Annotated in this window: 13 protein-coding genes; 8 read left to right on the top strand and 5 right to left on the bottom strand. The window is 71.1% G+C overall.

The annotated features are described in order from the left end of the window. Positions 1-295: 295 nt before the first annotated feature. Both HET64_RS29755 and HET64_RS29760 read left to right on the top strand, forming a co-directional pair. Positions 296-1690 carry an aldehyde dehydrogenase family protein gene (locus HET64_RS29755; RefSeq protein ID WP_215110245.1) on the top strand — a complete coding sequence of 465 codons (1395 nt, stop codon included), beginning with the start codon at positions 296-298 and terminating at the stop codon, positions 1688-1690. Between the two features lie 34 nt (positions 1691-1724). Next, positions 1725-2804 (top strand): Zn-dependent alcohol dehydrogenase, encoded by a 1080-nt coding sequence (locus HET64_RS29760; RefSeq protein ID WP_215110246.1) that lies wholly within the window; start codon positions 1725-1727, stop codon positions 2802-2804. A 7-nt stretch (positions 2805-2811) separates the two neighbouring features. Here HET64_RS29760 and ppk2 read toward each other — a convergent pair whose 3' ends face one another. The 3 genes from ppk2 to HET64_RS29775 all read right to left on the bottom strand — a co-directional run bounded on the left by ppk2 (position 2812) and on the right by HET64_RS29775 (position 5688). After that, positions 2812-3861 (bottom strand): polyphosphate kinase 2, encoded by a 1050-nt coding sequence (gene ppk2 / locus HET64_RS29765; RefSeq protein WP_215110247.1) that lies wholly within the window; start codon positions 3859-3861, stop codon positions 2812-2814. After that, positions 3830-4810 carry a DMT family transporter gene (locus tag HET64_RS29770; protein WP_215110248.1) on the bottom strand — a complete coding sequence of 327 codons (981 nt, stop codon included), beginning with the start codon at positions 4808-4810 and terminating at the stop codon, positions 3830-3832. Before HET64_RS29770 ends, ppk2 begins: the two co-directional genes overlap by 32 nt. Before the next feature lie 200 nt (positions 4811-5010). Next, on the bottom strand, positions 5011-5688 hold the full coding sequence (locus HET64_RS29775) for a TetR/AcrR family transcriptional regulator (RefSeq protein WP_215110249.1): 678 nt from the start codon (positions 5686-5688) through the stop codon (positions 5011-5013). A 91-nt stretch (positions 5689-5779) separates the two neighbouring features. Between HET64_RS29775 and HET64_RS29780 the strand changes: the two genes are divergently transcribed. The 3 genes from HET64_RS29780 to HET64_RS29790 all read left to right on the top strand — a co-directional run bounded on the left by HET64_RS29780 (position 5780) and on the right by HET64_RS29790 (position 8031). Further along, the gene (locus HET64_RS29780) at positions 5780-6931 is read left to right on the top strand and encodes an acyl-CoA dehydrogenase family protein (protein WP_215110250.1); all 1152 of its coding nucleotides are present in this window, start codon (positions 5780-5782) and stop codon (positions 6929-6931) included. An 88-nt stretch (positions 6932-7019) separates the two neighbouring features. After that, positions 7020-7310: a YiaA/YiaB family inner membrane protein gene (locus HET64_RS29785; protein WP_018959586.1), complete on the top strand. Its 291-nt coding sequence runs from the start codon at positions 7020-7022 to the stop codon at positions 7308-7310. Between the two features lie 88 nt (positions 7311-7398). After that, the gene (locus HET64_RS29790; protein ID WP_215110251.1) at positions 7399-8031 is read left to right on the top strand and encodes a TetR/AcrR family transcriptional regulator; all 633 of its coding nucleotides are present in this window, start codon (positions 7399-7401) and stop codon (positions 8029-8031) included. A gap of 9 nt (positions 8032-8040) precedes the next feature. Here HET64_RS29790 and HET64_RS29795 read toward each other — a convergent pair whose 3' ends face one another. Continuing rightward, positions 8041-8502 carry a MaoC family dehydratase gene (locus HET64_RS29795; protein WP_215110252.1) on the bottom strand — a complete coding sequence of 154 codons (462 nt, stop codon included), beginning with the start codon at positions 8500-8502 and terminating at the stop codon, positions 8041-8043. 113 nt (positions 8503-8615) lie between these two features. Here HET64_RS29795 and soxR point away from each other — a divergent pair, with 113 nt between their 5' ends. The 3 genes from soxR to HET64_RS29810 all read left to right on the top strand — a co-directional run bounded on the left by soxR (position 8616) and on the right by HET64_RS29810 (position 10798). Beyond that, positions 8616-9083, top strand: coding sequence for a redox-sensitive transcriptional activator SoxR (gene soxR / locus HET64_RS29800; RefSeq protein WP_215110253.1), 468 nt, complete (start codon positions 8616-8618; stop codon positions 9081-9083). Between the two features lie 367 nt (positions 9084-9450). After that, entirely contained in the window at positions 9451-9999 is a 549-nt protein-coding gene (locus HET64_RS29805; protein ID WP_215110254.1) for a hypothetical protein, read from the top strand. Positions 10000-10141: 142 nt separating this feature from the next. Beyond that, positions 10142-10798: a helix-turn-helix transcriptional regulator gene (locus HET64_RS29810; RefSeq protein WP_215110255.1), complete on the top strand. Its 657-nt coding sequence runs from the start codon at positions 10142-10144 to the stop codon at positions 10796-10798. Positions 10799-10872: 74 nt separating this feature from the next. Here HET64_RS29810 and HET64_RS29815 read toward each other — a convergent pair whose 3' ends face one another. After that, positions 10873-11874 (bottom strand): methyltransferase, encoded by a 1002-nt coding sequence (locus tag HET64_RS29815; protein ID WP_215110256.1) that lies wholly within the window; start codon positions 11872-11874, stop codon positions 10873-10875. Positions 11875-11979 lie beyond the last annotated feature (105 nt).

Here is an 11979-nt window from a genome sequence, read left to right on the forward strand (position 1 = left end):
CAGGTGCCGCTGCTGGTGGACCTGGCCCACCTGTACGTCTTCGACCACTACGGCCGCCGCATCTGCCCCCTGCCCCGGGACGCCCCCGGGTTCGACGACCTCCCCCAGCGCTGAGGGGCCCTCCCGGTCCGGTCGAGCGGGCCGGGGCGTGCGTAACAGGGCGTGCGCGCCCGGCGTGACGGGTGTCTCCAAAGGCTCCCTGGCGTCAGAAAACTAACGGCGCTAGTTTGGGCGGGTGCGACGTGCTGCCCGCGCGCCGCACGGCTCCGTACAGCACGTCCGGGAGGAAACAGCCATGAAGGCCCATGACCAGATGTACATCGACGGTGCGTGGCGGCCCGCCGCCGGCCAGGACACGATCGCGGTCGTGAACCCGGCCGACGAGCAGGTCATCGCCCATGTGCCGGCGGGGACGGCCGAGGACGTCGACGCGGCGGTGCGCGCCGCGCGCGCCGCCTTCCCCGCCTGGGCCGCGACCCCGCCCGCCGAGCGCGCCGCCCGGCTCACCGCGCTGGCCGACGCGCTGGCGGCCCGCAAGGACACGCTGGCCGAGACCATCACCGCCGAGCTGGGCTCGCCGCTGCCGCTCTCCCAGATGGTCCACGCGGGCGTGCCCGTGCTGGTGGCCGCCTCGTACGCCGAACTGGCCGCCCGCCACGCCTTCGAGGAGCGGATCGGCAACTCCACCGTGCTGCTGGAGCCGGTCGGCGTGGTCGGCGCGATCACCCCCTGGAACTACCCGCTCCACCAGATCGTCGCCAAGGTCGCCCCCGCCCTCGCCGCGGGCTGCACCGTCGTCCTCAAGCCCGCCGAGGACACCCCGCTCACCGCGCAGCTCTTCGCGGAGGCCACCGAGGCGGCCGGTCTGCCGCCCGGGGTCTTCAACCTCGTCACCGGCCTCGGACCGGTCGCCGGCCAGGCGCTCGCCGCCCATGAGGACGTCGACCTGGTCTCGTTCACCGGCTCCACCGCCGTCGGCAGGCAGATCGGCGCCACCGCCGGGGCCGCCGTCAAGCGGGTCGCCCTGGAGCTGGGCGGCAAGTCCGCCAACGTGATCCTGCCCGGCGCGGACCTCGCCAGGGCGGTCAACGTCGGCATCGCCAACGTGATGACCAACTCCGGCCAGACGTGCAGCGCCTGGACCCGGATGCTGGTGGACGCCGAGCGGTACGAGGAGGCCGTGGAGCTCGCGGCGAACGCCGTCACCAAGTACGTGGCCGGCGAGCGGGTCGGTCCGCTCGTCAACGCCAAGCAGCAGGCCCGGGTGCGCGGTTACATCGCCAAGGGCGTCGAGGAGGGCGCCCGGCTGGTCGCGGGCGGCCCGGACGCGCCCCTGGAGACCGGCTACTACGTCAGCCCCACCGTCTTCGCCGACGTCACCCCCGACATGACGATCGCCCGCGAGGAGATCTTCGGCCCGGTGATCTCGATCCTGCGGTACGAGGACGTGGACGACGCCCTCCGTATCGCCAACGACACCGTGTACGGGCTCGCCGGCGCCGTGTGGGCCGCCGACGACGAGGAGGCGGTGGCCTTCGCCCGCCGGATGGACACCGGGCAGGTCGACATCAACGGCGGACGGTTCAACCCGCTGGCCCCGTTCGGCGGTTACAAGCAGTCGGGGGTGGGGCGCGAGCTGGGGCCGCACGGTCTGGCGGAGTACCTCCAGACCAAGTCGCTCCAGTTCTGAGCCCCGTAACCCCTTCCGTACAAGGAGTCTGTCCGTGGTCCGCGCCGCCGTACTGCCCGCCGTCGGAGCTCCGCTGGAGATCACCGACATCGTCCTGCCGGAGCCCGGCCCCGGCCAGGTGCGCGTCTCCCTCGCCGCCGCCGGCGTCTGCCACTCCGACCTGTCCCTGTCCAACGGCACCATGCGCGTCCCGGTGCCCGCCGTCCTCGGCCACGAGGGCGCCGGTACGGTCCTGGCGGTCGGCGAGGGCGTCACGCGTGTGGCCCCCGGCGACGGCGTGGTCCTCAACTGGGCCCCCTCCTGCGGGGCCTGCTTCCACTGCGGGATCGGCGAGGTGTGGCTCTGCGCCGACGCCCTGAAGGGGACCGCCAACCTCCACGCCCGTACGGCCGACGGCACCGACCTCCACCCCGGCCTCAACGTCGCGGCCTTCGCGGAGGAGACCGTCGTCGCCGCGAACTGCGTGCTCCCCGCCCCCGACGGCATCCCGCTCACCGACGCCGCCCTCCTCGGCTGTGCGGTCCTCACCGGCTACGGGGCGATCCACCACAGCGCCAAGGTCCGCGAGGGCGAGAGCGTCGTCGTCTTCGGGATCGGCGGCGTCGGTCTCGCCGTGCTCCAGGCCGCCCGGATCGCGGGCGCCTCCCGGATCATCGCGGTCGACGTCTCCCCGGCCAAGGAGGAGCTGGCCCGGCAGGCGGGAGCCACCGACTACGTCATCGCCTCCGCCACCACCCCGCGCGAGATCCGCGGACTGACCGGCGGCCAGGGCACGGACGTCGCCGTCGAGTGCGTCGGCCGGCCCGCGACGATCCGGGCCGCCTGGGAATCCACCCGGCGCGGCGGGCGCACCACGGTCGTCGGGATCGGCGGAAAGGACCAGGAAGTCACCTTCAACGCCCTGGAGATCTTCCACTGGGGCAGGTCCCTGACGGGCTGCGTCTACGGCAACAGCGACCCGGCCCGCGACCTGCCCGTCCTCGCCGGCCACATCCGCGCGGGCCGCTTCGACCTGTCGATGATGGTCACCGAGCACATCGCACTGGACGCCATCCCCGCCGCCTTCGACAACATGATCGCGGGCAAGGGCGGCCGGGCGCTGGTCGTCTTCTAGCGCTCGGCTAGAAGTCCGTGGTCCGGGACGTCGACGTCACCGGGCCCAGCAGCCGGGCGTCCATCTCGCCCTCCTCGAACAGCCGGGAGGCCGGGCCCACGATCAGCGGGTCCGGCTTCCCGACCACCTCCGGGTCCTTGCCGGGGTAGTCGAAGCGGTCCAGCACATGCCGCATCGCCTCCAGCCGGGCCCGCTTCTTGTCGTTGCTCTTCACCACCGTCCAGGGCGCGTCCGCCGTGTCGGTGTGGAAGAGCATCAGCTCCTTCGCCTCCGTGTACGCGTCCCACTTGTCCAGCGACGCCAGGTCGACGGGGCTCAGCTTCCACTGCCGTACGGGGTCGATCTGCCGGATCATGAACCGGTTGCGCTGCTCGTCGCGGGAGACGGAGAACCAGAACTTCACCAGGTGGATGCCGTCCCGGGCGAGCATCCGCTCGAAGCCCGGCGCCTGGTGCATGAACTCCAGGTACTCGCGGGTCGTGCAGAACCCCATCACCCGCTCGACCCCGGCCCGGTTGTACCAGGAGCGGTCGAACAGGACGATCTCCCCGGCGCTCGGCAGATGCGCCGCGTAGCGCTGGAAGTACCACTGGGTGCGCTCGCGTTCGGTCGGCTTCTCCAGGGCCACCACCCGCGCGCCCCGCGGATTGAGATGCTCGGTGAACCGCTTGATCGTGCCGCCCTTGCCCGCCGCGTCCCGCCCCTCGAAGAGGATCACCAGCCGCTGGTCGCGCTCCTTCACCCAGTGCTGGAGCTTCAGCAGTTCGATCTGGAGAGCCCGCTTGGCCTTGTCGTAGTCACGGCGGCGCAGCTTACGGTCGTACGGGTAGTCCTCGCGCCAGGCGTCGCGGGCGTGGCCCTGTGGGGTCACGAGGACCGGATCGTCGTCACCGCTGTCGACCACGCCGAACCCGTCCAGATACGGGCCGCCGTGACGGGCCGCCCGCTCGCTCGCGGCGGGGGCGCCGGACGCGTCCCGTCCCGTTCCGCCCCCGGTCCCGCTGCGTGCCTTGCCTCCGGTCCCGCTACGTCCGTTCCGCTTGGCGCTCCTCGTCATGACGGGATCCCTCCACCGGCCGGGCCGGATTTCCGCGTGTGGACCCAGTCTGCTGACGGCTCCGGGAGACCGCCACCCCGACCAGGCAGAGCAGCCCGCCGAGGACCCCGAGCAGCGTCGGTACCTCGTCCAGCAGCACCCACGCCATGAGCACGACGATCGCCGGGACCGCGTACGTGGTCGCGCCCATCCGGCCCGCGGTGGTCCGGGCCAGGGCATAACCCCAGGTGGTGAAGGCCAGCGCGGTCGGGAAGACGCCCAGATAGATCATGTTCAGCGTGGCGGACAGGGGGGCGTCGGCCGCCTCGGAGACCAGCACCCCGGTGAACGGCAGGCAGGCGACGGCGCCGATCATGCAGCCGAAGGTGTTGATCTGCAGCGAGGAGCCGTGCGCGAGCGCCGGCTTCTGGCTGACCACGCCCAGCGCGTAGACCACCGCGGCCAGCAGGCAGAGCGCCACGCCCAGCACGGACGAGCTGCCGTGCCCGGACATCGCGAGGCCGACGACGACCGCGCCCGAGAACGAGATGCCCATGCCCAGCAGCAGACGGCGCGGCAGCCCCTCGCCGAGCATGCGGGCGCCCATCAGGGCCATCAGGATCGGCCCGATGTTCACCAGCATCGCCGCCGTCCCGGCGTCGACCTCCTGCTCGCCCCAGTTGAGCGCCACCATGTACAGCCCGAACCACAGCACGCCGGACGTGATGATTCCGCGCCAGGCACCGCGCCCGGGCAGCCCCTCCCGCCGTACGAGGAGGATCGCCCCGAGCACCAGCGCGCCCGTCACCAGCCGCCCGAGGGCGAGTGCGCCGGGGGAGTAGGACTCGCCCGCACTGCGGATGGACACGAAGGCGGAGGCCCACAGCACGACGGTGGTGCAGGCGGCGGCGGTGGCGCGCCAGCGGTGGGCCGGTGGGGAGACCTGAAGGGGTGTCGGGGTCGTCGTCATGGCCACGACCGTAGAGCCGCAACGCTCCGACCCCCACTGAATTGTCGAGGACCGTCAATCGGCGGCCGGTGCCTCGCTCTGTGGCCCCGTCCTTCCCCGCCCGTCCGGCGTCCGAGGACGGAACCGTGGCGGTGGCGCCGGGCGCCCCCTCCGCGTCCGGGAAGCAGGGGCACCGCCCATCCCCGGCGCCGGTTCCGTGCTCAGGCGCCGGACCGGCCGGACAGCCGCCCGTCCGTGGGCCGCGCGTACTGCTCGTACTGGATCGCCAGCCCGTCCAGCAGGGCCCGCAGCCCGGTCTCGAAGGCCCCTTCGTCGACCTGGCGGCGGTGGTCGGCGAGCAGGTGGGCCTGGCCGAGGTGCGGGTAGTCGGCGGGGTCGTAGGCGGTCTCGTCGTCGACGAAGCCCCCGGCGAAGGAGCCCAGCGCCGAGCCGGTGATGAAGTACCGCATCAGCGCCCCGATCCGGGTCGCCTGCGCGGGCGGCCACCCCGCCCCCACCATCGCCCCGAACACCGCGTCGGCGACCCGCAGCCCCGCCGGGCGCCGGCCGGGTCCCCGGGCGAGGACCGGGACGATGTGCGGATGCGCGGCGAGGGCGGCCCGGTAGGACAGCGCCCAGTCGTGCAGGGCCTCGCGCCAGTCGCGCGGGTCCGACTCCTCGAACATCGACAGATCGACCTGTACGGAGACCGCGTCGGCGACGGCGTCGAGGATCTCCTCCTTGTTGCGGAAGTGGTTGTAGAGCGACGGGCCGCTGACCCCCAGGACGGCCGCCAGCCGACGCGTGGAGACGGCGTCGAGCCCTTCGGAGTCCACGAGTGAGCTCGCCGCCCCGACGATGCGGTCTCTGCTGAGGAGGGGCTTGCGCGGTCGGGCCATGCGGCTCATAGTAGGGCCTGCGAACCAGAAACTAGCAGTGCTAATTAAAGCGCGCCCGAACGGCGCCCGTGAGAGGCAGTGGGTGGGCACGATGGACCTGACGCTCAGCGAGGAGCAGGAAGCCGTCCGGAAGCTGGCCGAGGAGTTCGTCGCCCGCGAGGTCGCCCCCCACGTCATCGCGTGGGACCGCGCCGAGAATGTCGACAGGTCGATCGTGAAGAAGCTCGGGGACCTCGGCTTCCTCGGTCTGACGGTCCCCGAGGAGTACGGCGGCTCCGGCGGCGACCACCTGTCCTACTGCCTGGTCACCGAGGAGCTGGGGCGCGGCGACTCCTCGGTGCGCGGCATCGTCTCCGTATCGCTCGGGCTGGTCGCCAAGACCGTCGCCACCTGGGGCGACGAGGAGCAGAAGCGGGCCTGGCTGCCCCGGCTCACCTCCGGCGAGGCGATCGGCTGCTTCGGCCTCACCGAGCCCGGCACCGGATCGGACGCCGGAAACCTCGCCACCCGCGCCGTGCGCGACGGCGGTGACTACGTCCTCAACGGCACCAAGACGTTCATCACCAACGGCACCTGGGCCGATGTCGTGCTGCTCTTCGCGCGGACGAACGACGCCCCCGGCCACCGGGGCGTCTCCGCCTTCCTCGTCCCCGCCGACACCCCCGGTCTCGCCCGCCGCACCATCCACGGCAAGCTCGGCCTGCGCGGCCAGGCCACCGCCGAACTGGTCCTCCAGGACGTACGAATACCGGCCGGGGCTCTCCTGGGACCCGAGGGCAAGGGCTTCTCCATCGCCATGTCCGCCCTGGCCAAGGGGCGGATGTCCGTCGCGGCGGGCTGCGTGGGCATCGCGCAGGCGGCCCTGGACGCGGCCGTGCGCTACGCCGGTGAGCGCGAACAGTTCGGCAAGGTCATCGCCCGCCACCAGCTCGTCCAGGAGCTGCTCAGCGACATCGCCGTGGACGTGGACGCGGCCCGGCTGCTGACCTGGCGGGTCGCCGACCTGATCGACCGGGGTCAGGAGTTCGCCACCGCCGCGTCCAAGGCCAAGCTGTACGCGTCCGAGGCCGCCGTCCGCTGCGCCAACAACGCCCTCCAGGTCTTCGGCGGCTACGGCTACATCGACGAGTACCCGGTCGGCAAGCTGCTGCGGGACGCCCGCGTGATGACGCTGTACGAGGGCACCAGCCAGATCCAGAAGCTGATCATCGGCCGCGCGCTGACCGGCGTCTCCGCCTTCTGACCGGCTCGCGGGTTCGTACGGGTGTCTGAGTACGGGCCTGAGTACGGGCACGGATGTGGCGTGCGCCACGTCGGCGGATGCTGAACCCATGAGTGACACGACATCGGTCAAGCAGCAGAGCACCGCCGCCTTCTACATGCAGGCCGTCGCCTCCTTCATGGTGGCGATCGGCGCGGTCGCCTTCGGTATCTTCTTCCTCGACGCCGACGCCTGGGTGCGCGGCTTCCTCGCCATCGGCGTGCTCTACCTCGTCACGTCCTGCTTCACGCTCGCCAAGGTGATCAGGGACCGTCAGGAGGCCGGGCAGATCGTCAGCCGGGTGGACCAGGCGCGGCTGGAGAAGATCCTCGCCGAGCACGACCCCTTCCAGAAGCTCTGACCGGGCAAGATCGGCAGGACAACCCCTAAGCGCTTGCTCAGGTTCGGGGTATGGTGTTCGTCCTGCTGACGGAGAGGGGCCCTGGGCGATGAGTACGGCGGAGGACACGAGCAGCGAGGACGCGCCGTGGGGCGAGGTCACGCCCGAGGCGGCCAGGCGGCTCCTCGTCGCCGCCGTGGACGCCTTCGCCGAGCGCGGGTACCACGCGACCACCACCCGTGACATCGCCGGCCGGGCCGGGATGAGCCCGGCCGCGCTCTACATCCACTACAAGACCAAGGAAGAGCTGCTCCACCGGATCAGCACGATCGGCCACGAGCGGGCGCTGTCCGTGCTCGAAGCCGAGGCCGACCGGGACGGCACGGCCGCCGAACGCCTCGCCGGGGCCGTCCGCTCCTTCGTCCGCTGGCACGCGGAGCGGCACACCACCGCCCGGGTCGTGCAGTACGAGCTCGACGCGCTCGGCGAGGAGCACCGCACCGAGATCGTCGCGCTGCGGCGCAGGAGCGACGCGGTGGTGCGCCGCATCATCGGCGAAGGGGTGCGGGACGGCGAGTTCGACGTCCCCGACGTCCCCGGCACCGCCCTCGCGGTGCTCTCCCTCTGCATCGACGTGGCCCGCTGGTTCAACGCCCGGGGCACCCGAACCCCCGACGAGGTCGGCGAACTGTACGCCGGCCTCGTCCTGCGGATGGTCGGAGCCCGGCAGGCCCAGAAGTAGCCGACGGCTTCAGAAGTAGTAGCGGGACACCGACTCGGCGACACAGGCCGGCTTCTCGCTGCCCTCGCGCTCGACCGTGACGACCGCCGTGACCTGCACGCCGCCGCCGACCTCCTCCACGTCGCGGAGCACCGCCGTCGCCCGCAGCCGCGAGCCGACCGGGACGGTCGAGGGGAAACGGACCTTGTTGGACCCGTAGTTGATGCCCATCTTCATGCCCTCGACCCGCATCACCTGCGGCACCAGCGCGGGCAGCAGCGAGAGCGTCAGATAGCCGTGCGCGATGGTCGTGCCGAACGGGCCGTCCTTCGCCCGCTCCGGGTCCACGTGGATCCACTGGTGGTCGCCGGTCGCGTCGGCGAACCGGTCGACCCTCTCCTGGTCGATCTCCAGCCAGTCGCTGTGTCCCAGCTGCTCACCCACTCCGTCCCGCAGCTCCTGCGCGGACGTGAAGATCCTCGGCTCTGCCATGTTCCCGGTTCCTGCCTTCCGGCTCTGCGCACCATCAGGCGCGATGTCTAAGCGCTTGCTCAGCATCGTTGTGCGGCGCGTTCCTGTCAACGACATGGCAGTAGATTCGAGGGGTGCCCCAGATTCCACAGACACTCCACGAACTCTCGGTCGGCCAGCTCTCGGCGCGCAGCGGCGCGGCCGTCTCGGCCCTGCACTTCTACGAGGCCAAAGGGCTGATCAGCAGCAGCCGCACCAGCGGCAACCAGCGCCGCTACTCGCGGGACGCGCTGCGCCGGGTCGCCTTCGTCCGCGCGGCCCAGCGCGTCGGCATCCCGCTGGCCACGATCCGGGACGCGCTCGCCGAACTGCCGGAGGAGCGCACGCCGAACCGCGAGGACTGGGCCCGCCTCTCCGAGGTGTGGCGCAAGGAACTGGACGAGCGCATCGGACAGTTGCACCGCCTGCGCGACCACCTGACCGACTGCATCGGATGCGGCTGCCTGTCGCTGGAGACCTGCGTGCTGTCCAACCCCGACGACATCAACGGCGAGCGGATCACCGGTTCCCGTCTGATGCCCGAGGCCAAGCGGGGCTCCTGAGCGTCGTCACGGGACCGGCCAGAAGGGCGTCCGGCGACCGGCCGGTTCGGCGGCGCGCGAGCATATCCCCGGTCCCGTCGGCCGGTCATGCGGAACGGGCGGAAACGGTCAGCCCGACCGGCGATTCGGGCACCCGGGGGTGGGGCTCCGGTGCGATCGGGCCGCCTGGCGCGCCGGTTTCCCGGACGGTACCGGCGCGTAGCCGGAAGCGATCCGGTGCCAAACAAACAGGGGAGAAGGGGAACCTTTTCCGGCCCCTTTCAGTATGGCGTGATACCACGGGGTGACTGGCTGATATCTGAACGATTTCTTTCTGGCCGTTCTGGCGACACGCCTGGAGTGTCCCGGATCGGTGTCAGTACGCTGGATGAAAATCGACGCTGCGATCCTCTGGAGCCACGCCGTCATGTCAGCGAGCGAATTAGAACATCATGAACGGCAACTTCATCACCTCGCACGTGAATTCGAGACGCTCCACGTCCGCGTTTGCGATGTCTCATACACCCCGGGAGCCGATGCCCTCCGCCGGATCGGTCCTCTTCTGCTCGCGGCACAGGACCTGACCGCCACCGCTCTCGTCCGGCTGAACGCCCTGCACAACAGCACGTTCGCCGCCGTCGCGGGCAGGCGATCCAGCCTGGAGCGGCTGTCCTCGGTCCTGGTCGCCTCCTCCCTGGTGAACAACGCCCTGGCCCGTGCGCTGCAGGCCAACCCGGGCGAAGGCGAGCCCGCCCCCGGAGGCAGGTCGCACGACGGGCCGGCGGGCAGCGCCCGCCAGGCCGAGGCGATCCTGCTCATCGTCGGCCATCTCGACGAGGCGGCCACCCACTTGGAGCTGAGCGCGACCGCGTGCCGTCAGCTCGCGGCCGGCATCGTCCGGAATCTGACAGGGGTGGAATCCTGCCCGACGAATTAACGGCGTCGAAACCACGGGGGACCGAACCGCTCCACGGTGTCAACAGCGGGTGCAGACAGGGAGAACAGGTTTGTCGAGTTCAGCCGGCGTCACGGACCCGGTGGGAATGTTCAACCCCGTGGGAATGCCGAACCCTGTGAGAATGGTGAATTCTGTGGACCGTCATCCGGAACCATTCGAACCGAGGGTCCCCGTAGTGGTGCACGCCCGGGACCCCATATCCCGGGAGGGTGCGCTGAGCGCTCTGGACCGGGACGCGCGCATCGAGGTCCGCGAGCGGAAGAGTCCGGGCGGCGTGATCCTGCTGGTCGACCATGTGCTCAGTCAGGGCACGCTGACCCAGATGCGCAGGGCCGTCGGCGGTGACGGATCGAAGGCCGTCCTGGTGCTGGACACCTTGCAGGACGACGAGTTCCACGAAGTGGTGAGCTATGGGGTCAGCGCCGTGGTCTGGCGTCACGAGGCCACCCGGAACCGGCTGATCCAGGCCGTGCTGGCCGCCGCACGCGGCGACGGGGACCTCCCGGCCGACCTGCTGGGCCGGTTGATCCGTCAGATGGGCGCGGGCGTCTCCCCCGCCGTGGGCGGCGGACCCGGCTTTCCCACCTATGGGCTGACCCCCCGGGAGGTCGAGGTCATGCGCCTGGTCGCCGAAGGGTTCGGCACCGCGAAGATCGCCGCGGAGCTGTGCTACTCCGAACGCACGATCAAGGACGTCATGTACAAGCTGACGACCCGGCTCAATCTCCGCAACCGGGCGCACGCCGTGGCCTACGCCCTGCGTGAGGGCTACATCTGACGACAGGGCCCCGGCCCCGGCCCGCCGATGGCGGGCCGGGGCCGGGGCAGTGCCTCACCGATCGCGCCGAGGACTCACCCGGGCTTCCGGGCGATGACGACCCCGTTGGCGGCCGGGGCGTCGAACCGGCGTATCTCGACCTCGGCGAAGCCCGTCTCCAGCAGCCACTCCCGGTACTCCGCCCCGGTGTAGTTCCGGCCGAAGGTCTCCACGAGCATCGACAGACTCATCAACGTGGCGTCGAGCGGCCCGTCCTTGGTGTCGGCGACCAGCAGTTCGCTGATCAGCAGACGGCCGCCGGGGGCCAGCGCGTCGTAGCAGCCCCGCAGGATCTTCCTGCACTGGTCGACGTCCCAGTCGTGCAGGATCATGGAGAGCAGCACCGCGTCCTGACCGGTGGGCAGCGGATCGGAGAAGAAGTCTCCGGCGGCGAAGGAGATCCGGTCGGCGAAGCCCGCCTGCTCGACCTTCTTCTGCGTCAGATCGCAGACGAAGGGCAGGTCGAAGATGGTGGTGCGCAGCGACGGGTAGGCCCGGCTCAACTCGATCGCGTACGCGCCGCCACCGCCGCCCACGTCCAGCAGGGAGAGGTCGCCCGAGAGGTCGACCGCCTGGCCCAGGGTCCGCGCGGTGGGCCGGGAGATCGCGCTCATGCCCTCCCAGAACGACTCCACGACCACGGGGTTCTCGTCGTCGAACAGCGAGTCGCGGCGCTCGCTGTCCCAGGCGGTGGGGCGGTTCGTCCGCAGCGCCTCGTCCAGTCGCAGCCAGCCGGGGTAGTCGTGACGCGAGACGATCTCCACCCAGCCGCCCGCGTAGTCCTCGCCGCCGCGCAGCAGGTACCGGGTGGTCATGGGTGTGTTGCGGTATCCCTCGCCGTCACGCTGCAGCAGCCCCAACGCCGCACAGGCGGTGACCAATTGTTCGACGGGGCGTTCCTCCAGGTCCAGCAGGCCGGCGAGTTCGGCCGGCGTCATGCCCGGACGGGCGGCGAAGCGGCCGAACAGATCGCGTTCATGGGCGGTCACGAGTGTCTGGGACACCCACAGGCCGTAGACCATGTTCATGATCGGCATGACCGATACAGGTTGTTCTTCCGTGGACGTCATCGTGACCTCTCGGCTGGGCGCGGAGCGCGGGAAACGGGGTCCGCCCGGCGGCTGGGGCGGACGGGACGGGGG

The organism is Streptomyces sp. McG3 (assembly GCF_018619185.1).
In the GTDB taxonomy this organism is placed as follows: Bacteria; Actinomycetota; Actinomycetes; order Streptomycetales; family Streptomycetaceae; genus Streptomyces.

Excerpts from the sequence above, each read along its gene's own strand:
- HET64_RS29755 (WP_215110245.1), top strand. The coding sequence starts at position 296 with ATGAAGGCCCATGACCAGATGTACATCGACGGTGCGTGGCGGCCCGCC.
- ppk2 (WP_215110247.1), bottom strand. The coding sequence starts at position 3,861 with ATGACGAGGAGCGCCAAGCGGAACGGACGTAGCGGGACCGGAGGCAAG.
- HET64_RS29770 (WP_215110248.1), bottom strand. The coding sequence starts at position 4,810 with ATGACGACGACCCCGACACCCCTTCAGGTCTCCCCACCGGCCCACCGC.
- HET64_RS29775 (WP_215110249.1), bottom strand. The coding sequence starts at position 5,688 with ATGGCCCGACCGCGCAAGCCCCTCCTCAGCAGAGACCGCATCGTCGGG.
- HET64_RS29780 (WP_215110250.1), top strand. The coding sequence starts at position 5,780 with ATGGACCTGACGCTCAGCGAGGAGCAGGAAGCCGTCCGGAAGCTGGCC.
- HET64_RS29785 (WP_018959586.1), top strand. The coding sequence starts at position 7,020 with ATGAGTGACACGACATCGGTCAAGCAGCAGAGCACCGCCGCCTTCTAC.
- HET64_RS29790 (WP_215110251.1), top strand. The coding sequence starts at position 7,399 with ATGAGTACGGCGGAGGACACGAGCAGCGAGGACGCGCCGTGGGGCGAG.
- HET64_RS29795 (WP_215110252.1), bottom strand. The coding sequence starts at position 8,502 with ATGGCAGAGCCGAGGATCTTCACGTCCGCGCAGGAGCTGCGGGACGGA.
- HET64_RS29805 (WP_215110254.1), top strand. The coding sequence starts at position 9,451 with ATGAAAATCGACGCTGCGATCCTCTGGAGCCACGCCGTCATGTCAGCG.
- HET64_RS29810 (WP_215110255.1), top strand. The coding sequence starts at position 10,142 with ATGGTGAATTCTGTGGACCGTCATCCGGAACCATTCGAACCGAGGGTC.
- HET64_RS29815 (WP_215110256.1), bottom strand. The coding sequence starts at position 11,874 with ATGCCGATCATGAACATGGTCTACGGCCTGTGGGTGTCCCAGACACTC.